The organism is Pseudomonas oryziphila, from assembly GCF_003940825.1.
Lineage (GTDB): Bacteria > Pseudomonadota > Gammaproteobacteria > Pseudomonadales > Pseudomonadaceae > Aquipseudomonas > Aquipseudomonas sichuanensis.
The window spans coordinates 5,206,453-5,229,608 of sequence record NZ_CP034338.1 but is presented as its reverse complement, the minus strand read 5'-3'; the positions used below and the strand labels follow the sequence as shown (position 1 = coordinate 5,229,608).

The window sequence follows — 23,156 nt, the reverse complement described above, 5'->3', positions numbered from 1 at the left end:
CGCTGCGAACCCTGTGGCAGCGGGCTTGCTTGCGATGAAGCCGTGACAGGCCATCGCTGTCACTCCAGCCCCAAGGGCTCGGCCACCCTGCGACCACTCTGTGCAAAGCCTGCGCTTGGCGTAGAATGGCCCACTTTGTTCAATGACACCCCGTAAACACATCCCCCGGGCAACCGCCTCGGGCGTACGTCGATGTCTTTACCTATCTGATAGAGGGCTTGGTTTTGGCTCAATACGTCTACACCATGCATCGGCTGAGCAAGGTCGTGCCGCCGAAGCGGGAAATTCTCAAGAATATTTCCCTGTCGTTCTTCCCGGGCGCCAAGATCGGCGTGCTCGGCCTGAACGGCGCGGGTAAATCGACGCTGCTGCGCATCATGGCGGGCGTCGACAAGGAATTCGACGGCGAAGCCCGTCCGATGCCCGACATCAACGTCGGCTACCTGCCTCAGGAGCCGCAGCTGGACCCAACCAAGACCGTGCGTGAAGTGGTCGAGGAAGCGGTCAGCGTGATCAAGGACGCCCAGGCCCGCCTGGACGAGGTCTACGCCGCCTACGCCGACCCGGATGCCGATTTCGACAAGCTGGCCGCCGAACAGGCCAAGCTCGAAGCCATCCTGCAGGCCGCCGACGGCCACAACCTGGAGCGCCAGCTGGACGTCGCCGCCGACGCCCTGCGCCTGCCGGCCTGGGATGCGAAGATCGAGCATCTGTCCGGTGGTGAAAAGCGCCGTGTGGCCCTGTGCCGCCTGCTGCTGTCGGCCCCCGACATGCTGCTGCTGGACGAACCGACCAACCACCTGGACGCCGACTCGGTGGCCTGGCTTGAGCGCTTCCTGCACGACTTCCCCGGCACCGTGGTGGCGATCACCCACGACCGTTACTTCCTCGACAACGTCGCCGGCTGGATCCTCGAACTGGACCGCGGCGCCGGTATCCCGTACGAAGGCAACTACTCGGGCTGGCTGGAGGCCAAGTCGGACCGCTTGGCGCAGGAATCCAAGCAGCAGAGCGCCCACGAAAAGGCCATGAAAGAGGAACTGGAGTGGGTGCGCAAAGGCGCCAAGGCCCGCCAGTCCAAATCCAAGGCTCGTCTGCAGCGCTTCGAAGAGATGCAGTCGCAGGAGTTCCAGAAGCGTTCCGAGACCAACGAGATCTACATCCCGGCCGGTCCGCGCCTGGGCGACAAGGTCATCGAGTTCAAGAACGTCACCAAGGGCTACGGCGACCGCGTGCTGATCGACAACCTGTCGTTCGCCATGCCCAAGGGCGCCATCGTCGGCGTTATCGGCGGTAACGGTGCCGGTAAATCGACTCTGTTCCGCATGCTGATGGGCAAGGAGCAGCCGGACTCGGGCAGCATCGAGATCGGCGAAACCGTGCAACTGGCCTGCGTCGACCAGAGCCGCGAAGACCTGGACGGCAACAAGACCGTGTTCCAGCAAGTGTCCGACGGTTCCGACCAGATCCGTATCGGCAATTACGAGATCCCGTCGCGCACCTATGTCGGCCGCTTCAACTTCAAGGGCGGCGACCAGCAGAAGTTCGTCAAGGACCTGTCCGGTGGTGAGCGTGGCCGTCTGCACCTGGCCCTTACGCTGAAAGAGGGCGGCAACGTCCTGCTGCTCGACGAACCGTCCAACGACCTTGACGTCGAAACCCTGCGTTCGCTGGAGGAGGCCCTGCTGGACTTCCCGGGCGCCGCCATCGTGATTTCCCACGACCGATGGTTCCTGGACCGTGTGGCCACCCACATCCTGGCGTACGAAGACGACTCGAGCGTGGTGTTCTTCGAAGGCAACTACACCGAGTACGAAGCCGACCGCAAGAAGCGCCTGGGCGATGCCGCTGCCCAGCCGCACCGTGTGCGTCACAAGAAGCTGGCTCAGTAAGCCGGTTTTAGCTGCACAAGAATGGGGCCCTATGCGGCCCCATTTTTGTGCTTGATCGAAAAGCGGGGCTGGCTTCTTCGCGGGTAAACCCGCTCCCACAGGTCCGGCACTGGCAGTGAAATTGGTGCAGTCCTTGTGGGAGCGGGTTTACCCGCGAAGAGGGCGACGCGAGAGCAATTTTGTATACAGTTATATAAAACGCACCAAATAATTTCATAAAAACGACATTGCGCCCTGTTCCAGTGCGATTGGTTCTTGGTACATTCCCGAAAAAACCAAAAACAATCCCTCTTGGTGAGATGTCTACCATGACTGAATCTGTCGACGCCTTCCTGGCCCGTCTGCAACAGCGCGACCCTGCCCAGCCCGAGTTCCACCAGGCGGTGGAAGAGGTGCTGCGCAGCCTGTGGCCCTTCCTCGAAGCCAACCCTCACTACCTCAAAGCCGGCATCCTCGAGCGCATGGTCGAGCCCGAGCGCGCCGTGCTGTTCCGCGTGTCGTGGGTGGATGACCAGGGCAAGGTCCAGGTCAACCGCGGCTACCGCATCCAGATGAGCAGCGCCATCGGCCCGTACAAAGGTGGCCTGCGTTTCCACCCGTCGGTGAACCTGGGCGTACTCAAGTTCCTGGCCTTCGAGCAGGTGTTCAAGAACTCGCTGACCTCGCTGCCGATGGGCGGTGGCAAGGGTGGCTCGGACTTCGATCCGAAGGGCAAGAGCGATGCTGAAGTGATGCGCTTCTGCCAGGCGTTCATGAGCGAGCTGTACCGCCACATCGGCGCCGACCTCGACGTACCGGCCGGTGACATCGGCGTGGGTGCCCGCGAGATCGGCTACATGTTTGGCCAGTACAAGCGCCTGGCCAACCAGTTCACCTCGGTGCTGACCGGCAAGGGCATGACCTATGGCGGCAGCCTGATCCGCCCTGAGGCTACCGGCTTCGGCTGCGTGTATTTCGCCGAAGAGATGCTCAAGCGCCAGGACAAGCGTATCGATGGCCGCCGCGTGGCGATCTCGGGTTCGGGTAACGTTGCCCAGTATGCTGCGCGCAAGGTGATGGACCTGGGTGGCAAGGTGATCTCGCTGTCCGACTCCGAAGGCACGCTGTTCTGCGAAGCCGGCTTGAGCGATGCCCAATGGGATGCGCTGATGGAACTGAAGAACGTCAAGCGTGGCCGCCTCAGCGAGCTGGCCACCCAGTACGGCCTGGAGTTCCGCAAGGGCCAGACGCCATGGGCCTTGCCGTGCGACATCGCCCTGCCGTGCGCCACCCAGAACGAACTGAACGCCGAAGACGCCCGTACCCTGCTGCGCAACGGCTGCATCTGCGTGGCCGAAGGCGCCAACATGCCAACCACCCTCGACGCTGTGGATATCTTCATCGAGGCTGGCATTCTCTATGCGCCGGGCAAGGCGTCCAACGCCGGTGGCGTGGCCGTGTCGGGCCTGGAGATGTCGCAGAACGCCATGCGCCTGCTGTGGACTGCGGGCGAGGTGGACAGCAAGCTGCACAACATCATGCAGTCGATCCACCATGCGTGCGTGCACTATGGCCAGGAAGACGATGGCAGCATCAACTACGTCAAGGGCGCCAACATCGCCGGCTTCGTGAAAGTCGCCGATGCCATGCTGGCGCAGGGCGTGGTTTGATCCGAGACCGACGGGGCCGCTTTGCGGCCCTTTCGCGACGCAAGGCCGCTCCTACAGGATTGCGCGATCATCCAGATTTTCGCGCTCCCTGTAGGAGCGGCCTTGTGCCGCGATGGGCTGCAAAGCAGCCCCCAAGGCCCTCAGCTTTCACCCTCAATTTCAAGTATCTCGATCAGCTGATCCCCCACCGGCCGCCGCCAAACCACTTCATCCCCAGGCCCCGCGCCCAGCAAAGCCCGCCCTAACGGCGAACTCCAGTTGATCAATCCCCGCCCAGCATCCGCTTCATCCTCGCCCACCAGCCGCACCACATGCTCCTGGTCCTGCGCATCGACAAAGCGTACCCGGCTACCAATCTGCACCTTGTTGCGTGAAGCCGCTGCCGGCACCACCTGGGCACTCTGCACGCGGGCATTGAAATAACGCAGGTCGCGTTCGGTGTCGGCCAGGCGCTGCTTGTCGCCATGCTCGCCCTGCGCCTGCAGTTCACTGCGCAAGGCATTCAGTTCGGCCACGCGCGCTTGCAGCTGACACAGGCCGCTGGCAGTGACGTAGTTGGGTTCTTCGCTGACACGCCGCTCTACCGGCTGGTCGGCCTGGGCGGCGGCCTGGTCCTCGTTGACGAATGCTCGGCTCATGGGGGCCTCCTTGTGCTGGAGACCATGGTGGCAGGTCGTGGGTTGCAATGGTTGTCCGTTTGCGACGTCAGTTGCGGCGATAGGCGCGGGCGGCGCCCTGGTCCTTCTCGCGCTGCCAGTCGCGGTCGCGTTCGTCCCAATAGCGGTCATGGTATTGGCGCTGCTCTTCGCTGTTCTGCATGGCCTGGCATTGGCGAAAACCGTCGTCCCAGCCGCTTTCGTACTGGCGGTTGTGCAGGTAGCGCGCAACGTCCTTGCGAAAATCGCCGGCCATCGGCCCGGCGGCCTGGCGACCGCTGCTGCAGCCGTCCTCGAAACCGTCGGCGTAGGCGGGGGGATACCCTTGGTTGACCATCTGTTCGTGAGTGGTCTCGCAGCCTGCCAACAGCAACAGGACACACAGGCCCAACCAGTACCGCGACATATCCACCAGACCCTTGAAGTGATAGCGCAAAGTCTAGGCGGGGAACTGTTGGGGATATGTCAAAACGCTGTCGAAGGATTGCACGTGTTCGTGGGAGCGGGCTTGTCCCGCGATGCGCTAGACGGCTTATCGCGGGGCAAGTCGGGTCGCCGCACCGTTGCCCCCACGAGGAAAGCTGAGTTGATCAATACTGATACCACTTCAACTCCAGCATCACTTCGTTCTGCGCCGTGGCCAGATGGCTGAACTGGCGCGAAGCACTCAACCGCACGCCCAGGTCCCGGCTGATCTCCCACTGCTGGTTCAGGCTCACGCTGCGCCGCACCTCGCCGTTGGTGAAGTAGTCGCCCTTGGCCTCCAGCGTCAGGTTGCCCAGCCCATTGCGCCACAACAGGCCGCCATTGAAACCGGCCGCCGGTGAGACGAACTCGGCGAAGTCGTTGTGATGCTCCACACGCAGCGTGCCCAGGGCAAAGCCCAGCAGCCCGTCACTCAGTTGCCAGGTACCGCCGGCGCCTCCGTTGACGTGGCTGACCAGCACTTCGTCATCATGCTTGCCCGGCACCCGTTCCAGCCCGCCCGCCACCTGCCACGACCAGGGCTTGAGCAGCTCATTGCGCGGGGTCAGCGAACGAATGGTGGCCAGGTCCAGGCGCTGCACCTGCCAGTCGTTGCCTTCGTACTGGCGCAGCTTGAGCTGGAGGATCTCGATCTGCGCGCCGAGGGGGAAGCTGTACATGTTGTCGTTGAGATCGTGGTAGGCCATGCGCAGGCCGTACTCGGCGAAGGCGCGATCTTCACGGGTGCCGACACCCAGCTGCCAGGTCCGCGACTGGTGGCCATCTTCAGGCAGGCCGGGCCGCTCAATTTGCAGCGCTGGCGGCGGGTTGCGGTTGATCGCCCTGAGCAGCTCGAAGCTGCGCGCGGCCTGGGCTGGGTCGCGTTCCTGGCCGTTGGCCCGGTATCGCTCCAGGCGGTAGGCGGCGTCCTGCACCAGGGCCTGGCGGTCGCGGGGCAGGGCGGTGAATTCGGGGCTTTGCAGTTGCCCAGTGTCGGCGCTGAGGGCCAATACCTGCTGTTTCTCCGCAGGCTCCAGCGGCTCGGCCCGGGCCAGCAGCTCACGCTCGCGGGACGGGCGGTAGCGCACATCGGTGACCAGCCCGGACTGCTTGACTGCCTTGACGGTGTCGGTGGGGATGGCGGTCAGCGGGAACTGGGAGGTGAGGTCCAGGCTCGGGCGCGCCACCTGCAGCAGTTCGAGCAGGCGGTAGGAGCAGTTTTCGTCGAAGAAGAAATAGTCGAACTTGATCTGCTTGAGCTCCCACACATGCTCGACCATCCGTCCGGTCTCTTCCGGCGTAAGGTCCAGCTGGTACTCCCACAGGTCACGGTTTTCCAGGCTGCGGTACTCGGACAGTTTTTCCTGGTAGGGCATGATCGCGAACAGCCCGGGGTAGCCACCCATCAGGCCTTTCCAGGCGTAGAGGATGCTGTTGTCGCTGCCTTCGATATAGGCACCGAAGTTGATCGCGTAGCTGAGCAACGTGGTGTCGTCGCGGCGGGTGTTGGACTGGTCGATGCGCAGCAAGGTGTGGCCGAACATCGACGACGGGCTGTTGAGGTAGGCCGCCGGGAAGATCAGCGTCGCGCTGTGCGGGTCGACCGATGTGTACCAGGTGGCGAACTCCTGGCAAGCCGGCTTCGGCAGGTCGGTCAGGCCCAGCTGTTCGCGCAACCAGCGGGTGCGTGCCGGGAATACGCACTGCGGGTGCTTGTCGCCGAGGCTGGCCGGGGCATACAGCGCTGCGACCGTGGCCTTGAGCTCCTGGTCTGGATGGTGCGCGCCGTCTTCTGCAAGAAAGAACCGGTTGTCGTCCACATAGCTGCGCCAGCCGCCGAGCTTGGCCGTTTCATAGTGGCCCAGGGCGATCCAGTAGGGTGTGGCGGCCAGCTGTTGCAGGCGGGCCGGGTCTGGCTGTGGTGCGGCGTGCAAGGGTGCGCTGACGAACAGCGCCAGGGTAGCGAAGCGTTTGAGCATGTCGGGCAACTACGTCTGAATGATGCCGAAGGTGGATCGCCAAGCCCGCCCCGCTGCCGGGGCGGGAGGCGTGGGGCTCATGCCTCGGTGGCGTATTTGGCCAGTTGCGGGTCGCTCTTGAGCACTGCCAGGGTGTTGCTGTGGACGGTTTCGGCAGTGATGTCGGCGCTGCTGAAAATCTGCTGGAAATGCTCGTGGGTGACGGCGGCGAAATGCGCGCGGTCTTCAGGCGCCACGCCGAGGACCACGGCGTAGGTGGTCAGGGCTTCGCCCTGGCCCTTGGCCATGTCTTCGGACAGTTCGTTCATCATGCCGTTCATGGCGAACCACGACTTGCCGCCATAGGTGAGGGAGGCCTTGGTCGAGCAACCGTTGGTGCCCGAGGTCATGCCGAAGGTTGCGTTGCCGGACGTGCCGTTTGTGGTGGAGGCCAGGAAGTGGGCCGGGGTGCCGCGCTGGCCTTCGAACAGCAGGTTGCCCCAGCCGCAGTTGGGGCCACCCGGCGCTTCGGCCATGGCGTTGATAGAGACAGCGGCGAACAGAGTACCCAGAAGAATCCGTTTCATAGCGTTGTTCTCATTCTCAAGTGACGTACCAATGGTCAGGGTTCTGGCAACGCGGTTGCCAGCACAGGAAGTCGTGCCACCCCCCCGCGCAGCTAGGAGTTTAGGCAGGATCCAAAGGTTGCGTTGTTTATTGCGAAAAATGTCTTGCGTGATCGCCATTGTTGGGCTGCGACATAAAGTCCCGCAGAGCCTTGCAAGCTGCGCGCTGGCGGCGCCAGAATGCTTTCCATCCGCCCCGCCGAAGTAAGGAAACCCAATGCCCGATCCTGTCGCCTCGCGCCTGCGTCTCGCGCCCGAAGCCCTGACCCGGCGTTTCTCCGCTGAACAGTTTGCTTTCTCCAATACCGACGATCTGGAGCCATTTCGTGGTGTGCTGGGCCAGGAGCGTGCCGTCGAGGCCCTGCAATTCGGCGTGGCGATGCCGCGCCCCGGTTACAACGTGTATGTGATGGGCGAGCCCGGCACCGGCCGTTTCTCGTTCGTGAAGCGCTACCTGAAGGCCGAGGGCAAGCGCCAGGCCACGCCGTCCGACTGGCTCTACGTCAACAATTTCGAGGATTCCCGCGAGCCGCGTGCGCTGGAGCTGCCCGCCGGCAGCGCACATGCATTCATCAGTGACATGAATGGCCTGATCGACAACCTGGTGGCGACCTTCCCGGCGGTGTTCGAGCACCCCTCCTACCAGCAGAAGAAAAGCGCCATCGACCGCGCCTTCAACCAGCGCTACGACCGTGCGCTGGACGTGATCGAGCGCGCCTCGCTGGAAAAGGACGTGGCCCTGTACCGCGACAGCAGCAACGTCGCCTTCACCCCCATGGCCGACGGCAAGGCACTGGACGAAGCCGAGTTCGCCCAGCTGCCGGAAGAATTGCGCGAGCGTTTCCATGAAGACATCGCCCTGCTCGAAGAGCGCCTGAACGAAGAGCTGGCCAGCCTGCCGCAGTGGAAGCGCGAGTCGAACAACCAGCTGCGCCAGCTCAACGAAGAAACCATCACCCTGGCACTGCAGCCGCTGCTGGCACCGCTGTCGGAAAAGTATGCGGAGAACGCGGCCGTCTGCGCTTACTTGCAATCCATGCAGTTGAACCTGCTGCGCACGGTGGTCGAGCAACTGGTCGACGACAGCAAGACCGACGCCGTGGCGCGCAAGATGCTCGAAGAGCAGTACGCGCCCAACCTGGTGGTGGGCCATTGCGGCAACGGCGGCGCACCGGTGGTGTTCGAGCCGCACCCGACCTACGACAACCTGTTCGGCCGCATCGAATACAACACCGACCAGGGCGCCCTGTACACCTCCTACCGCCAGCTGCGGGCGGGGGCACTGCACCGCGCCAATGGTGGTTTCCTGATTCTTGAAGCCGACAAGATGCTCGGTGAGCCCTTCGTCTGGGATGCACTCAAGCGCGCCCTGCAGTCGCGCAAGCTGAAGATGGAGTCGCCGCTGGGCGAGCTGGGGCGTGTGGCCACGGTCAGCCTGACGCCGCAGATGATCCCGCTGGGGGTCAAGCTGGTGATCATCGGTTCGCGCCAGCTGTACTACGCGCTGCAGGACCACGATTCGGACTTCCAGGAGATGTTCCGGGTGCTGGTCGACTTCGACGAAGACCTGCCCATGGTCGACGAGAGCCTGGAGCAGTTTGCCCAGCTGTTGCGCACCCGCACCAACGAAGAAGGCATGGCGCCACTGACCAGCGACGCCGTGGCGCGTCTGGCCACCTACAGCGCGCGCCTGGCAGAAAACCAGTCGCGGCTGTCGGCACGTATCGGCGACCTGTTCCAGCTGGTCAGCGAGGCTGACTTCGTCCGCCAGCTGGCCAATGAAAGCATGACCGACGCCGGCCACATCGAACGTGCGCTCAAGGCCAAGGCCACGCGTACCGGGCGGGTTTCGCAGCGGGTGCTCGACGACATGCTCGCCGGGATCATCCTGATCGACACCGAAGGCGCGGCGATCGGCAAGTGCAACGGCCTGACCGTGCTGGAGGTGGGCGATTCGGCGTTCGGCATGCCGGCGCGTATTTCGGCCACCGTCTACCCGGGCGGCAGCGGCATCGTCGACATCGAGCGCGAGGTCAACCTGGGCCAGCCGATCCACTCCAAGGGGGTGATGATCCTCACCGGATACCTGGGCAGCCGCTATGCCCAGGAGTTCCCCCTGGCGATCTCGGCGAGCATCGCCCTGGAGCAGTCCTACGGTTATGTCGACGGTGACAGCGCCTCGCTGGGCGAGGCCTGTACACTGATTTCGGCGCTGTCGCGCACGCCGCTCAAGCAGTGCTTCGCCATCACCGGTTCGATCAACCAGTTTGGCGAAGTGCAGGCGGTGGGCGGGGTCAACGAGAAGATCGAAGGCTTCTTCCGCCTTTGCGAAGCCCGCGGCCTGACTGGCGAACAGGGGGTGATCATTCCCAAGGCCAACGTTGCCACGCTGATGCTCGACGAGCGTGTGTTGCAGGCGGTCGAGGCCGGGCGCTTCCACGTCTACGCCGTCAGCCAGGCCGACGAGGCCCTGAGCCTGCTGGTGGGCGAGGAGGCGGGCGCGCTGGATGACAAGGGCGAGTTCGCCGAAGGCAGCGTCAATGCCCGGGTGGTCGAGCGCCTGCGGGTGATTTCCGAAATGATCAGCGAGGAAGAGATCAAGGAGGCCGAGAAGGAGCGGCTCGAGGAAGTCATCGCCCAGGCTAATCCGGCTTAAGTCAATAATCCGGCGCTGGCGGCCAAGTGCTACCGTTCAGCGCCGGTTTTCTAACTTTTCCGTAGGTCGGCTACAGTGGAACTTAAGGACGGTTACAGGGTTCAGGATGGAAACAGCCCGTTGCTTACGGGCTGAACAGGGCTCCACAGAGGGGACGCCGCCATGCGCAACCTCAGCCTTACCCGCCAGTGCCTGGGCCTGGTGACCCGCATCGAATGCAGTATTCGCCCACTGGCCGGTGACAACGGCATGTGGACCTTGCTGTTCGCCGCCGGCATGGCCGGCGAACAACCCTCGGCGATCAAGGCCCAGGGGCCGTTCCATGGCCCTATGGTGGCCGAGTCGGTGATGAATGCCATTGTCGACAGCCTCACCCTTCATGGTTACCAAGTCGCTGAAGATCCGCAGATCTGGTGCCTGCACCTGCAGGCGCAGTTGCGCAAGATCAACGGCGAGCGGTGCCGCAATCTTGGGGATTACCAGTTCCATCCCGAAAACTGACCGCATGCCCTCATCGCCGGCAAGCCGGCTCCCACACCTACCCTGTGGGAGCCGGCTTGCCGGCGATCGGGTTTCGGGGGGCATCTCGGGCTGCGGCAAGCCGCCGCAGGCTTTTGCTGTCACGGGTGGCTGGCTATACTCGCGCACGCTTTTCCAGTCACCTTATGAGTCCCCACTGTCCATGGAACGTATCCTCGAAAACGCGATGTATGCCTCGCGCTGGCTGCTCGCACCGATCTACTTCGGCCTCTCGCTGGGCCTGCTGGCACTGGCCCTGAAGTTCTTCCAGGAAATCATCCATGTCCTGCCCAACGTGTTTTCCCTCGCCGAGGCCGACCTGATCCTGGTGATCCTGTCGCTGATCGACATGTCGCTGGTTGGCGGCCTGCTGGTGATGGTGATGATCTCCGGCTACGAGAACTTCGTCTCGCAACTGGACATCGACGAGAGCAAGGAGAAGCTCAACTGGCTCGGCAAGATGGACTCTTCGTCGTTGAAGATGAAAGTGGCCGCGTCCATCGTCGCCATCTCTTCGATCCACCTGCTGCGGGTGTTCATGGATGCGCAGAACATCTCCACCGAATACCTGATGTGGTACGTGATCATCCACATGACCTTTGTCGTCTCGGCGTTCGTCATGGGCTACCTGGATCGCCTCACCAAGCACTGATCTGCCTGGACATCTGCCATCGCGGGGCAAGCCCGCTCCCACGGAGACGTGGGAGCGGGCTTGCCCCGCGATGTTTTCTGACCGACGGAGGCTTGTGCTTTAAAGCGCCCTGTACAAAAAATGAGCACTCAAGCGGAGTTCCCGCAGTGAGGTGCACCCATGAACCTGCAGCAGCTCAACGCCGAGGCCAGGGCTGGCCATGTCGACGAACTCAACCTCATCGCCATCGAAGGTGGTGATTATCTGCTCGAGGCCCGGGTGAAGGGCCGTGCCCATCCCCTCTCCAGCCCCAGTGGCGAGCGCTTGCGCGTGCATTCGGTGGAGGATGCGCGGGGGTTGCTCAAGGCTATCCCGATGGTCTCGATGAACCTGATGCACTGGTCGGTGCAAGACGAGATGTGTGGCATGGGTACGCACCCGGAAGAAGACCTGAAGGTGCCGATTTCCCAGCGTTCGGCCTGGTAGCTGATTCACCGCACCGCTGTGTGCTAGGCTTCATGCCCTTTTTCTTACAGGGCGGAGTTCGTTCGCCCTACAGCGGAGAGCGAAATGTCCGAACTCATCCTGACCACCGACGAAACCCGCGTCAGCTACGGCATCGGCCGCCAGCTGGGTGGCCAACTGCGTGACAACCCGCCACCAGGCGTCAACCTGGACGCCATCGTTGCCGGCCTGACCGACGCCTTCAATGGCGTCGAAAGCCGTGTCAGCGAAGCCGACCTGTCGGCTGCCTTCAAGGTGATCCGTGAGGTGATGCAAGCCGAAGCTGCTGCCAAGGCCGAAGCCGCCGCTGCAGTGGGCAAGGAATTCCTGGCCGACAATGCCAAGCGTGAAGGTATCGTCACCCTGGCTTCGGGCCTGCAGTACGAAGTACTGACCGCCGGTGAAGGCGCCAAGCCGACTCGCGAAGACAATGTCCGCACCCACTACCACGGCACCCTGGTCGACGGCACCGTGTTCGACAGCTCCTACGAGCGCGGCCAGCCGGCCGAGTTCCCGGTGGGTGGCGTGATCGCTGGCTGGACCGAAGCCCTGCAGCTGATGAACGCCGGCAGCAAATGGCGCCTGTACGTGCCAAGCGAGCTGGCTTACGGCGCCCAAGGCGTCGGTAGCATCCCGCCGCACAGCGTCCTGGTGTTCGACGTCGAGCTGCTCGACGTTCTGTAAGACCTACACAATCGCGGGGCAAGCCCGCTCCCACGTAATCTCCGTGGGAGCGGGCTTGCCCCGCGATTTTTCAGTTCCAATCCGTTCCCCCAGGGCGCAATGCCCGCGCATAGCAGAACAGAAACAGGTTCCTCACCAGCTCCTTCAGTACCCCCGGTTCACTGGAATTCAACCCGGTCATGTCCAGGTCGCCCTGGTCACGCAGCTCGTCGAGTGCGTCTTCCTCGAGCACGGCGCACACTTCGCCCGTCTCGCGATGCAGGATGCGTAAGTAGGGGTGGGGGCGTTCCAGCCAGGCGTCGATCAGATAAGTCATGGCTATTCTCCTTGGATAGCGGTCCCAATGAGAATAATTCTTATTATCAAAATAGCAAGTGACAACTGGCGAAAATGTTGCGAAGGGTGCAGGCGATCCTGTTGCAGGATCTGTCAGGGCCACCCGGGGGGCAGCCCCGAAAGGGAGGTCAGACCTTGCGTACGAACTCGGACTTGAGCTTCATCGCGCCGATGCCATCGATCTTGCAGTCGATGTCGTGGTCGCCGTCGCACAGGCGGATGTTCTTGACCTTGGTGCCGACCTTGACCACCAGCGAGGAACCCTTGACTTTGAGGTCCTTGATCACGGTGACGGTGTCGCCGTCCTGCAGGACGTTGCCCACCGAATCCTTCTTCACCACGTCGTCGCTGGCTTCGGCTTCGCCGCTGGCCGACCACTCATGGGCGCACTCGGGGCAGATCAGTTGCGCGCCATCTTCGTAGGTGTATTCGGAGTTGCATTTAGGGCAGGGTGGCAGAGTGCTCACTTCGGTTCCTTGGGTTGCAGGGCATTAAAGGCGCACATTGTATAGGGTTTAGTTTTTTCCTGCACAAATGCATCGCGGGGCAAGCCCGCTCCCACGCCAGGATGTGTGCTGGCGTGGGAGCGGGCTTGCCCCGCGATGAAGATGACGCGATGAATCAGTGGGTGCGCGCTACCGCGAACTCGCTCAGCTCAATCAGTGCATCCCGGTATTCGCTGGCCGGCAGCACTTCCAGGCAGGCAATGGCACGGGCCACATAGTCACGGGCCATCTGGGCGGTGTAGGCCAGGGCGCCCGACGCCTCGACGGCAATGCGGATCTGTTCCAGGTCTTCGATGCCACCTTTCTGGATCGCCTTGCGCACCAGGGCGGCCTGCTCAGGCGTACCTTCACGCATGGTGTAGATCAGCGGCAGGGTCGGCTTGCCCTCGGCCAGGTCGTCGCCGACGTTCTTGCCCAGGGTTTCCGAGTCGCCCTTGTAGTCCAGCAGGTCGTCGACCAGTTGGAAGGCCACGCCCAGGTGGTCGCCGAAGGTGCGCAGGGCTTCACGCTGTTCGTCGGTGGCCTGGGCCAGCGCGGCGGCGCTGTGGGTCGAGGCCTCGAACAGCATCGCGGTCTTGCCGCGGATGACCTCCATGTACACCTCTTCGGTGGTGCTGGCATCGCGCACGCGCGACAGCTGCAGCACTTCGCCTTCGGCGATCACCCGGGTGGCCTTGGAGAGGATCTGCATGACCGGCATCGAGCCCAGTTCGACCATCATTTCGAACGAGCGCGAATAAAGGAAGTCGCCCACCAGCACGCTCGGCGCGTTGCCCCACAGGGCGTTGGCGGTGGAGCGGCCACGGCGCATGCCGGACATGTCGACCACGTCGTCATGCAGCAGGGTGGCGGTGTGCAGGAACTCGATGGTGGCGGCCAGCAGGCGCAGGTCGTCGCCTTCGCGGCCCAGGGCCTTGCCGCACAGCAGCACCAGCAGCGGGCGCAGGCGCTTGCCGCCAGCGGAAGTGATATAGTCGCCGATCTTCGATACCAGCGGCACGCGCGAGGTCAGCTGCTTCTTGATGATCTCGTCGACGGCGCTGAAATCGTCAGCTACCGCGCGGTAGAAGGATTGGGGTTGCATCGGCTGCTCCATTGAGGTTGCGCGGCATGCTAGGTCGCGGGTATCGGTGTGTCAAGGCGCGGTGCCCGTGGGCCCTGGCCAGTACTTGCAAGCATTTCTGCGGTTGCGTACAATCGCGCACCCTAACTTCCTGGGCAGCACCTGCCTTACGCAATTGCACCGGGCCGTTCCAGCCCCATGCAGCCATGCCAGCCAATACTCATCATATAAAGCGCTGGGTGAGCAGGATTATCGGAGAAATACCATGTCTTACGCAGTAATCGTTACCGGCGGCAAGCAGTACAAAGTCGCTGAAGGTGAATTCCTCAAGATCGAAAAACTGGAAGTCGCCACTGGCGAATCCGTGACCTTCGATCGCGTTCTGCTGGTCGCCAACGGTGAAGAAGTCACCATCGGTGCTCCAGTTGTCGCTGGTGCCAAAGTTGTGGCCGAAGTGATTTCGCAAGGCCGTCACGACAAGGTTCGTATCATCAAGTTCCGTCGTCGTAAGCACCACATGAAGCGCATGGGCCACCGCCAGTGGTTCACCGAGATCAAAATCACCGGCATCCAGGCTTAATCCCCTAGATCCCCTGAATTTATTTGGAGAATTGAACCATGGCTCACAAGAAGGCTGGTGGTAGTACCCGTAACGGTCGCGACTCAGAATCGAAACGCCTTGGCGTGAAGATGTATGGCAGCCAGGTCGTCAAGGCCGGCAACATCATCGTCCGTCAGCGCGGCACCCAGTTCCACGCCGGCTACGGCGTTGGCATGGGCAAGGATCACACCCTGTTCGCCAAGATCGAAGGCGTGATCAAGTTCGAGAAGAAAGGCGAGTTCAACCGCCGTTACGTGAGCATCGTCGCCGCTTAATCGCGACGTCGCTCCAGAAGCCCCGTCATGCGACGGGGCTTTTTCGTTTGTGTTGAGCCTCTTGCAAAGCTGTTTGTTTGGGCTGCTGGCGTTGGTTTCTGGTCGTGCGGGGCCGCCGCGCTCATTTTTGCAAGAGCCTCAGGTTTTCTGGTTTTCGACTCGTCATTCGACGAGAGGCGGTTTTGAATGAAGTTTGTTGACGAAGTATCGATCCGGGTAAAAGCCGGTGACGGCGGTAACGGTTGCATGAGCTTCCGCCGCGAGAAATTCATCGAGAACGGCGGCCCCAACGGCGGTGACGGTGGCGACGGCGGCTCGGTGTACATGGTGGCCGACGAGAACCTCAACACCCTCGTCGATTACCGTTACACCCGTCATCACGAAGCCCAGCGCGGCTCCAACGGCGGCAGCACCGACTGCACCGGCAAGAAGGGCGACGACCTGTTCCTGCGCGTGCCGGTCGGCACCACCGTGATCGACGCCTCCACCCAGGAAGTCATCGGCGACCTGATCACCCCGGGCCAGAAACTGATGGTCGCCCAGGGCGGCTGGCACGGCCTGGGCAACACCCGCTTCAAGTCCAGCACCAACCGTGCGCCACGCCAGACCACCCCAGGCAAGCCGGGTGACCAGCGCGACCTGAAGATGGAAATGAAAGTGCTGGCCGACGTCGGCCTGCTGGGCCTGCCGAATGCCGGCAAGAGCACCTTCATCCGCTCGGTATCGGCCGCCAAGCCGAAAGTCGCCGACTACCCGTTCACCACCCTGGTGCCGAACCTGGGCGTGGTCAGCGTCGACCGCTGGAAGAGCTTCGTCATCGCCGATATTCCCGGCCTGATCGAAGGCGCCTCCGACGGTGCCGGCCTGGGTATCCGCTTCCTCAAGCACCTGGCCCGTACCCGCGTGCTGCTGCACCTGGTCGACATGGCGCCGCTGGACGAAAGCAGCCCGGCCGATGCCGCCGAAGTGATCGTCAACGAGCTGACCCGCTTCAGCCCGTCGCTGGCCGAGCGTGAGCGCTGGCTGGTGCTGAACAAGGCCGACATGGTCATGGACGACGAGCGCGACGAGCGGGTCAAGGAAGTGGTCGAGCGCCTGCAGTGGGAAGGCCCGGTGTACGTGATCTCGGCGATCTCCAAGCAAGGCACCGAGAAGCTCAGCCACGACCTGATGCGCTACCTCGAAGACCGCGCCGACCGTCTGGCCAACGACCCGGCCTACGCCGAAGAGCTGGCCGACCTCGACCAGCGCATCGAAGACGAGGCCCGTGCCCAGCTGCAGGCCCTGGATGACGCGCGTACCCTGCGCCGTACCGGTGTCAAGAGCGTGCACGACATCGGCGACGATGACGGCTGGGATGATGATTTCGAGGACGACGAAGACGGCCCGGAAATCATTTACGTGCGCGACTGATCGGTTGCAGTACACTGAACGCCGCTCTCTGGAGCGGCGTTTTTGTATCTCAGGTATCTACAGATTCGACATAGGTTGGAAGAGAAGATGCGAAGCAAGGTGACTGGCGCCAAGCGCTGGGTCGTGAAGATCGGCAGCGCGCTGCTGACTGCCGATGGCAAGGGCCTGGACCGTGGCGCCATGGCGGTGTGGGTCGAGCAGATGGTGGCCCTGCGTGAAGCAGGCGTGGAACTGGTGCTGGTCTCCTCCGGGGCCGTGGCCGCCGGCATGAGCCAGTTGGGCTGGACCTCCCGACCGAGCGCGATGAACGAGCTGCAGGCCGCTGCCGCGCTCGGTCAGATGCGCCTGGTGCAGGCCTGGGAATCGAGCTTCGGCGAGCACGGCAAGCACACCGCACAGATCCTGCTGACCCATGACGACCTTTCCGACCGCAAGCGTTACCTGAACGCGCGCAGCACCCTGCGCACCCTGGTCGACCTGGGCGTGGTGCCGGTGATCAACGAGAACGACACCGTGGTCACCGACGAGATCCGCTTCGGCGACAACGACACCCTGGCCGCGCTGGTGGCCAACCTGGTCGAGGCCGACCTGCTGGTGATCCTTACCGACCGCGACGGCATGTTCGACGCCGACCCGCGCAACAACCCCGAAGCCCAGCTTATTTACGAAGCCCGTGCCGACGACCCCTCGCTCGACGCCGTGGCCGGCGGTACCGGTGGTGCCCTGGGCCGTGGCGGCATGCAGACCAAGCTGCGCGCCGCGCGCCTGGCTGCCCGTTCCGGTGCGCACACCATCATCATCGGTGGCCGTATCGAGCGCGTTCTGGACCGCCTGAAGGCCGGCGAGCGCCTGGGTACCCTGCTGTCGCCCGAGCGCGGCATGCTGGCCGCGCGCAAGCAGTGGCTGGCCGGCCACTTGCAGACCCGTGGCACCCTGGTGCTGGATGACGGTGCCGTGCAGGCCCTGCGCCAAGCCAACAAGAGCCTGCTGCCGGTCGGCGTGAAGACCGTGCAGGGCAGTTTCCGTCGTGGCGAGATGGTGGTCTGCGTCGGCCCGGATGGCCTGGAAGTGGCCCGTGGCCTGGCCAACTACAGCGCGCTGGAAGCACAGAAGATCATCGGCCAGCCGTCCGATGCCATCGAAAGCGTGCTGGGCTACAGCGCCGAGCCTGAGCTGGTGCACCGCGACAACCTGGTTCTGGTCTGAGGAAGCGAACGTGCTGAAAAGGATGATTGCCGTGGCAGCCCTGGCGCTGCCGATGCTGGCCGGGGCCGAGGAGATCGGCCAGGTGTCCACCGTGTTCAAGTTCGTCGGGCCCAACGACCGTATCGTCGTCGAAGCCTTTGACGACCCCAAGGTCGAGGGCGTGACCTGCTACCTGTCGCGGGCCAAGACCGGCGGCCTGAAAGGTGGGCTGGGCCTGGCCGAGGACCGTGCCGAAGCGTCGATCGCCTGCCGTCAGGTCGGGCCGATCCAGTTCAAGGATGAATTGAAGGACGGCGAGGAGGTGTTCAAGGAGCGCACCTCGCTGGTGTTCAAGACCATGCAGGTGGTGCGTTTCCTCGACAAGAAGCGCAATACGCTGGTGTACCTGGTGTACAGCGACCGCGTGATCGAAGGCAGCCCGCAGAATGCAGTGACGGCGATTCCGATTCTGCCTTGGGCACAACAGTAACAGCCAGTTGAAATGATCGCGGGGTAAGCCCGCTCCCACGCCAAGCACTCATGGCGTGGGAGCGGGCTTGCCCCGCGATGCTTTCTGCTGTCTGAATCAGGCCAGTTCCTCGGCCTCATCCTCACGCACGATGGCCTTCACCTCATCGCGACGGCTGATGTATTTCCAGTCCGCCTCGTCGATGTAGATGCCATTCGGCCCGCTACCGCCTTCCAGATCGATCGCCACCCGCGCCGACACCTGCGGCTTCACGCTCGCCAGGATCGGCACGAAGCCCAGCTGCTGGCTGGTTTCCAGCAGCGCGGCCTGGTTGCGTTCGTCGATGTCCGCCGCCTCGTCCAGGTAGTACGGCAGGCGAATGCGCCCGGCCAGGTCGCGGTCCATCAGGTGCAGCAACAGGTACATGTTGGTCAGCGCCTTGATGGTCATGGTGGTGCCGTTGGAGGCGGCGCCGTCGATGTCGGCGTGGATCACCGGCTGGCTGTTGATCTTGGTGATCTCGAACGCCAGTTCGAACAGGTCCTTCAGGCCCAGCTGGTTGTGGTTGGCCGCCACCAGCCGCGCCAGGTATTCCTTGGCCTCTTCGTTCTTGTGATCCTGGTCGCTGTTCTGGGTCAGGTCGAACACCGACAGGGTCTCGCCTTCCTCGTACTGGCCGGCGCTGTGGATGATCTGGTCGATGTGCTTGAGCGCTTCCTTGTTCGGCGCCAGCACCACGCGGAAGCTTTCCAGGTTGGATACCTGGCGCTTGTTGATCTCGCGGTTGAACAGCGCCAGCTGGTGTTCCAGGCTGTCGTAGTCGCTGCGGATGTTGCGCAGGGTCCGGGCGATGTCGGTGACCGCCGCGCGGCGCGCCTTGGCCAGCGTCAGCGCTTCCTCGGTACGGTGCGAGTAGGCGTTGATCAGCAGCTGCAGGCGGCGCTCCATGTCGTCTTCGCTGTCAAACTTGGCCACGCCCTTGAGGCGTACCTGGGCGTACAGCGCCTCGATCTGGTTGTCCACGCGCTGCAGCGCCTGCCAGCTGTCCTGGTAGTCGTTGAGCAGCGGCAGCAGGTTGTCCATGGAGTCGTCGATCGCTTCCATGAACGGCGTACCGAAGGGCAGGTCGGCCGGCAGCAACTGGCGACGGCGCAGGGCGTCCTCCAGGGTGCGCTGCTTGGCTTCCAGGTCGGCGATCTGCCGGCCTACCAGCTGCAGCTTGGCGGAGAGCTGCTGGACGCGTTCGGTGAAGGCGTCGCTGGAGCGCTTGAGCTCGTCCTGGGCCGCTTCCAGCTGGCTCAGTTGCTCCATCTTCTCCGGCTCTTCGGCGGCCAGGGTCTCGGCGCGGCGGAAATCTTCCAGGGCCTTCTGCGCATCCAGCACCTGCTGGTACAGCGCTTCGGTCTGTGCCTTGCTGGCGGCGCGGTCGAGGGCGACGGCCTGCTGGGTCTTGAGCTGCTTGAGCTCTTTATCCAGGCGTTCCTTCTGGTCGCGCAGGGCGGCGCGGTCGGCCAGGGCCTGCAGCGCGGGCGGGTCGATGTGCGAGATATCGATGGACAGGCCCGGCACTTCGAAGCGCTCGCCCTTGAAGCGGTCAAGCACGCCTTCCAGGGTCTTGACCCAGATATCGCTGTCATCCAGTTCGATGCCGCGTTCGCCCAGCGGCAGGCTGAACAGCGCGCCGTTGAACAGGCGCATCAGGCGGTCGACGTCCTGCTGGGAGAACTCTTCGCGCAGGCGGGCGTAGCTGTTGTTGTCGGCGTGGTCGAGTTGCAGCTTGACCGCTTTCACGCGCTTCTCGAGGTCGCGCACGCGCTCGTCGAGGTCTTCGGCGGAGAACTGCCGCGACTGGGCCAGGGCGCCGGCCAGTTCGTCGTGGGCGTCCTTGGCGGCCAGCAGTTGCTGTTCCAGGGTCTTGACGTCGGTGACCAGGGCAAAGCGGTGCTTGAGCACCGACAGCTCACCCAGCCAGCGCTGGATGCCGGTGATCTCGCGCTCCAGGCGCATCAGCTCCTGGGTGCCGCCGCGCTGGTCGTTCTGCAGGCGGTCCTGCTCGCCGCGGTAGTGCTCGGACTGGATGACCAGCTCTTCCTTGCGCGCCATGGCGTATTCCTGCCAGGTGCCCAGCAGGTTGTCGAGCAGGGGCGAAATGCGGTGCAGCTTGCCGCGCAGGATGTCGCGCTGGGCCACGCCGCCGGCCAGGGCCTCGACCAGTGGGCCTGCGGCCACCAGGGCGTTGTAGTCGCCCTCCATGCGGCGCACGTCGCGGAAGGCCTCTTCGCAGGCGGCGATGTAGTCGACGCTGCCCGAGCGCAGGCTGTGTTCGAAGGCGTCGAGGAACAGCTGCTTGAGCTTGGCCGCAGTGATCTCGCGCATGTGCAGCAGGTTGATGAACAGCGCGCGGAAGGTCTTCAGGCTCTGCTCGCTGGTCGAACGCAGCGGGATCAGGGTGAGGTCCAGCGGCACCGAGGTGTGGCCGCCGACCAGCAGCCGACGCAGTTCATCCGGCTTGAGCTCGTAGGCTTTCAGGCCGTTGCGCTCGAGGTTGGTGAACAGCTCTTTCTGGCGCAGGCAGGTGTCGTCTTTCTGGTAGTGGGCCAGGTCCAGCTCGCCCTGGTAGGCGAAGAACTGGTGGCCGAAGCCGCCGCCCGGGCCGCGGCCGACCACGCCGATCACATGCGGGCCGTGGGGCAGGTTCAGCTCGCAAAGGATGTAGCTGGTGTCGCTGGCGAAGTAGAAGCGCCGCGACTGTTCCAGGCTGTACTTGCCGAAGCTCATGTCCGACATGCGCGCCAGGATCGGGAACTGCAGGGCGTTGATCGACGCCGATTTACCCAGGTTGTTGGCGCCATAGACCGACAGCGGGTGTTCCAGGGGGAACAGGCCGAGGCTGTAGCCGGCGGTGTTGAGCAGTGCGAAGCGGCGGATGCCGTAGCGTTCCTGGCTCATGCGTCAATCTCCTGTTGCTCTTCGCGGATGGCCCGGGCCAGGGCTTCCTCTTCGCTCTCCTGGCCGTCGAACGGCGTGAGGTCGAGCGGGTCGTCGGTGCGGTTGAGTTCTTCGGGCGTCTCTTCCACCACCAGTACCGGGATCGGCAGTGGCAGGTCGCTGTGCAGGGTGGCGGCGAGGTCGCGGTCCTGCTGCACCGACAGGCACACGTCGAGGAAACGGTGCATCGGCGGCAGGAAGCGGTAGATGCCACCCTCTTCGTGGGCAAAACCCAGTTGGGTCATGCGGCGCAGGATCTTCTCTTCCAGCTCTTCGACGGTCTGCACTTCGGCCTGGAAGAACAGGTCGCGGTACTTGTCCAAAAGCGACGGCAATTCGTCGCGGCCGATGCTGCCGCCGTCGAGCACGGCCATCGGGTCACGGCCCTGGTCGGCCAGGTGCTCGACCAGGATGAAGGTGAACAGCGACAGGCGCTGGGCGGTCTTGTTGACTTGCGCGGCGGCCTGCTCGGGGACGAAGTAGTAGAAACCGCGGGTGTCGCAGACCAGCTCGAAACCGAGGGCCTTGAACAGGGTGCGGTACTGGTCCTGGAAATTCGACAGTTGGGCGTACAGCTCCGGGTCGCGGCGGCTGACGTGGAAGCCCTTGAACAGCTCGCGGAAGATCGGCGCGAGCTGGGACAGTTCGGAAAGATCAAGATGCATGGGCGGGGCTCGCGGTGGATTCGGTCGTGGTGGCCGGCTTGTTTTCGCGGCTGGACGTCAGGGCGAAGGAGCGCAGGCTGACCAGGTGTTCGCGGGTGATGTATTCCTGGCGATCGAGGCGCTGGCGGGCGAAGCGCTTCTCGCGCGACAGGCGCGAGAACCAGTACAGCAGTTCGTCGGTGGCGCCCTCGGGTTCCTGCTCCAGCAGCCAGACCATCAGGTCCGGCAGCGGCAGGGCGTCCTCGCAGCGCTCGAGCATTTCCTTGACCGTGCGCGGGGCGCGGGGCAGCGGCCCCTTCTGGGTCTTGTGCGCCTTGGGGAAGCGCGCAGGCTTGGGCTCGAAACGGGCCAGGGCATAGACATAGGCTTCGACCTGGCTGGCGCTGCCCAGGAAGGTGCTCTGCGGGCGGGTGAACATCGGCATGGCCGCTTGCGGCACGGCGTCGATGCCCTTCTTGCGGATCACCGACAAGGCCAGCGCGGCGCCACGGGTCACGGCGTTGTGCCGGCGGGCTTCTTCGCGCAGCGGCAGCAGCAGTTCGCGGGCGTGGCGCAGGGTGAGCTGGGCGCTGGTCTGCATCTCGAGGATGCGCGCGTGGGTGCGCAGCAGCATGTCGTCGTCGACCAGGTGGCCCAGGCGCGCCTGCTCGCCCAGGAGGCGCAGCAGCACAGTCTCGACCTTGCGCACGCCCTGCTCGAAGGCGCCGTCGGCGTTGACCAGCTGGATCATCGGTTCGACGTATTCGTCCCAGGTCGCCAGCACTTCGGCGTAGCGCTGGCGCAGCGGGATCTGCCGGTTGCTGGTCTTGGCCCGTTCGGCCACGGCTACCAGCGCCTGCTCGTCGTTGTCGAGTTTCTTCAGCACGTCGCGCACGCGCATGTCGAGCAAGCGCAGCTGGCGCGCCAGGTCGTCGCTGTCGCGGTTGTCGAAGGCGTCCTGGATATGCCCAGCCAGGCGCTCCAGGTGGCGCAGGTAGGCTTCGATTTCCAGGCACAGGCCCAGCCGGTGCTCGCGGCGCAGGTAGGCGAGGAAGTCGTGGATCTGCGCGTTGAGCTCGAAACGGTTCGGGCTCTTGGCCACCGGGACCAGGATGTCCAGGCGGATCCACACGTCGAGCAGCTGGGTGATGTCCTGCGGCGTGCTTTCCACCTGTTGGCGGGCCAACTGCTGGCGCAGTTCGATCAGGCTCAGGGTGCCCTGGTCGAAGCGCTCGCACAGCGGCTCGATCAAGGCCCAGTGTTCGGCTAGGGCGCGCAGGACGCGCTTGGGTTCGATCATTGGCGGGTCGACTCGTTGCCAAATAAAAGGGGCGATTGTACTGCATACGGGGGGGAGGATTTCACCCCTTGGTCTGCAATGGGGGATAACCTTGTCAGCTGTAGGGGATTCGCTGGCCTTTTCGCGGGGCAAGCCC

General features: G+C 63.7%; 22 protein-coding genes. 12 read left to right on the top strand and 10 right to left on the bottom strand.

The window, feature by feature from the left end; all coding sequences use genetic code 11:
* The first annotated feature begins 224 nt into the window (after positions 1–224).
* Both ettA and gdhA read left to right on the top strand, forming a co-directional pair.
* On the top strand, positions 225–1,892 hold the full coding sequence (ettA, locus tag EJA05_RS24425) for an energy-dependent translational throttle protein EttA (RefSeq protein WP_110996559.1): 1,668 nt from the start codon (positions 225–227) through the stop codon (positions 1,890–1,892).
* Positions 1,893–2,200: 308 nt separating this feature from the next.
* On the top strand, positions 2,201–3,541 hold the full coding sequence (gene gdhA / locus EJA05_RS24415) for an NADP-specific glutamate dehydrogenase (RefSeq protein ID WP_125465583.1): 1,341 nt from the start codon (positions 2,201–2,203) through the stop codon (positions 3,539–3,541).
* Positions 3,542–3,681: 140 nt separating this feature from the next.
* Here the strand turns inward: gdhA and EJA05_RS24410 are convergent, their stop codons facing one another.
* The 4 genes from EJA05_RS24410 to EJA05_RS24395 form a co-directional block, all read right to left on the bottom strand.
* Complete coding sequence (locus tag EJA05_RS24410; RefSeq protein WP_125860429.1) at positions 3,682–4,179, bottom strand: GreA/GreB family elongation factor; 498 nt, start codon at positions 4,177–4,179, stop codon at positions 3,682–3,684.
* A gap of 67 nt (positions 4,180–4,246) precedes the next feature.
* Positions 4,247–4,603: a hypothetical protein gene (locus tag EJA05_RS24405; RefSeq protein ID WP_125465581.1), complete on the bottom strand. Its 357-nt coding sequence runs from the start codon at positions 4,601–4,603 to the stop codon at positions 4,247–4,249.
* Positions 4,604–4,787: 184 nt separating this feature from the next.
* Positions 4,788–6,641 carry an Lnb N-terminal periplasmic domain-containing protein gene (locus EJA05_RS24400; RefSeq protein WP_125860427.1) on the bottom strand — a complete coding sequence of 618 codons (1,854 nt, stop codon included), beginning with the start codon at positions 6,639–6,641 and terminating at the stop codon, positions 4,788–4,790.
* Positions 6,642–6,718: 77 nt separating this feature from the next.
* Positions 6,719–7,207 (bottom strand): DUF3015 domain-containing protein, encoded by a 489-nt coding sequence (locus EJA05_RS24395; RefSeq protein ID WP_125860425.1) that lies wholly within the window; start codon positions 7,205–7,207, stop codon positions 6,719–6,721.
* Positions 7,208–7,463: 256 nt separating this feature from the next.
* On the opposite strand from EJA05_RS24395, the gene EJA05_RS24390 reads away from it, so the two are divergent.
* The 5 genes from EJA05_RS24390 to EJA05_RS24370 all read left to right on the top strand — a co-directional run bounded on the left by EJA05_RS24390 (position 7,464) and on the right by EJA05_RS24370 (position 12,240).
* Complete coding sequence (locus EJA05_RS24390; RefSeq protein WP_125465579.1) at positions 7,464–9,902, top strand: Lon protease family protein; 2,439 nt, start codon at positions 7,464–7,466, stop codon at positions 9,900–9,902.
* A gap of 162 nt (positions 9,903–10,064) precedes the next feature.
* The gene (locus EJA05_RS24385) at positions 10,065–10,403 is read left to right on the top strand and encodes a PA4575 family protein (RefSeq protein ID WP_125465578.1); all 339 of its coding nucleotides are present in this window, start codon (positions 10,065–10,067) and stop codon (positions 10,401–10,403) included.
* Between the two features lie 181 nt (positions 10,404–10,584).
* Positions 10,585–11,073: a TIGR00645 family protein gene (locus EJA05_RS24380; RefSeq protein ID WP_110996199.1), complete on the top strand. Its 489-nt coding sequence runs from the start codon at positions 10,585–10,587 to the stop codon at positions 11,071–11,073.
* 159 nt (positions 11,074–11,232) lie between these two features.
* Entirely contained in the window at positions 11,233–11,538 is a 306-nt protein-coding gene (locus EJA05_RS24375; RefSeq protein WP_125465577.1) for a DUF6482 family protein, read from the top strand.
* Positions 11,539–11,622: 84 nt separating this feature from the next.
* Positions 11,623–12,240, top strand: coding sequence for an FKBP-type peptidyl-prolyl cis-trans isomerase (locus tag EJA05_RS24370; protein WP_125860424.1), 618 nt, complete (start codon positions 11,623–11,625; stop codon positions 12,238–12,240).
* A gap of 70 nt (positions 12,241–12,310) precedes the next feature.
* Here the strand turns inward: EJA05_RS24370 and EJA05_RS24365 are convergent, their stop codons facing one another.
* From EJA05_RS24365 to EJA05_RS24355, 3 genes are all read right to left on the bottom strand, one after another.
* Positions 12,311–12,556, bottom strand: coding sequence for a PA4570 family protein (locus EJA05_RS24365; RefSeq protein WP_110996196.1), 246 nt, complete (start codon positions 12,554–12,556; stop codon positions 12,311–12,313).
* Between the two features lie 148 nt (positions 12,557–12,704).
* Positions 12,705–13,043 (bottom strand): zinc ribbon domain-containing protein YjdM, encoded by a 339-nt coding sequence (locus EJA05_RS24360; protein WP_125465575.1) that lies wholly within the window; start codon positions 13,041–13,043, stop codon positions 12,705–12,707.
* 154 nt (positions 13,044–13,197) lie between these two features.
* A complete protein-coding gene (locus EJA05_RS24355) occupies positions 13,198–14,166 on the bottom strand; it encodes a polyprenyl synthetase family protein (RefSeq protein ID WP_125860422.1) in 969 nt (322 codons plus the stop codon).
* Positions 14,167–14,410: 244 nt separating this feature from the next.
* Between EJA05_RS24355 and rplU the strand changes: the two genes are divergently transcribed.
* The 5 genes from rplU to EJA05_RS24330 all read left to right on the top strand — a co-directional run bounded on the left by rplU (position 14,411) and on the right by EJA05_RS24330 (position 18,109).
* Entirely contained in the window at positions 14,411–14,725 is a 315-nt protein-coding gene (gene rplU / locus EJA05_RS24350) for a 50S ribosomal protein L21 (RefSeq protein ID WP_060512528.1), read from the top strand.
* A gap of 38 nt (positions 14,726–14,763) precedes the next feature.
* The gene (gene rpmA, locus EJA05_RS24345; protein ID WP_008092023.1) at positions 14,764–15,021 is read left to right on the top strand and encodes a 50S ribosomal protein L27; all 258 of its coding nucleotides are present in this window, start codon (positions 14,764–14,766) and stop codon (positions 15,019–15,021) included.
* A 186-nt stretch (positions 15,022–15,207) separates the two neighbouring features.
* On the top strand, positions 15,208–16,434 hold the full coding sequence (cgtA, locus tag EJA05_RS24340) for an Obg family GTPase CgtA (protein ID WP_110996193.1): 1,227 nt from the start codon (positions 15,208–15,210) through the stop codon (positions 16,432–16,434).
* Between the two features lie 87 nt (positions 16,435–16,521).
* Entirely contained in the window at positions 16,522–17,640 is a 1,119-nt protein-coding gene (proB, locus tag EJA05_RS24335) for a glutamate 5-kinase (RefSeq protein WP_125465574.1), read from the top strand.
* Between the two features lie 22 nt (positions 17,641–17,662).
* Positions 17,663–18,109, top strand: a complete 447-nt coding sequence (locus EJA05_RS24330; protein WP_125861420.1) for a CreA family protein — start codon at positions 17,663–17,665, stop codon at positions 18,107–18,109.
* A 96-nt stretch (positions 18,110–18,205) separates the two neighbouring features.
* Here EJA05_RS24330 and mksF read toward each other — a convergent pair whose 3' ends face one another.
* The 3 genes from mksF to mksB are packed head-to-tail and all read right to left on the bottom strand — an operon-like array spanning position 18,206 to position 23,020.
* Positions 18,206–21,037, bottom strand: a complete 2,832-nt coding sequence (mksF, locus tag EJA05_RS24325; protein WP_125465572.1) for an Mks condensin complex protein MksF — start codon at positions 21,035–21,037, stop codon at positions 18,206–18,208.
* A complete protein-coding gene (gene mksE / locus EJA05_RS24320; RefSeq protein ID WP_125465571.1) occupies positions 21,034–21,741 on the bottom strand; it encodes an Mks condensin complex protein MksE in 708 nt (235 codons plus the stop codon). Before mksE ends, mksF begins: the two co-directional genes overlap by 4 nt.
* Positions 21,731–23,020 (bottom strand): Mks condensin complex protein MksB, encoded by a 1,290-nt coding sequence (gene mksB / locus EJA05_RS24315; protein ID WP_125465570.1) that lies wholly within the window; start codon positions 23,018–23,020, stop codon positions 21,731–21,733. The genes mksE and mksB overlap by 11 nt, the downstream gene beginning before the upstream one ends.
* Positions 23,021–23,156 lie beyond the last annotated feature (136 nt).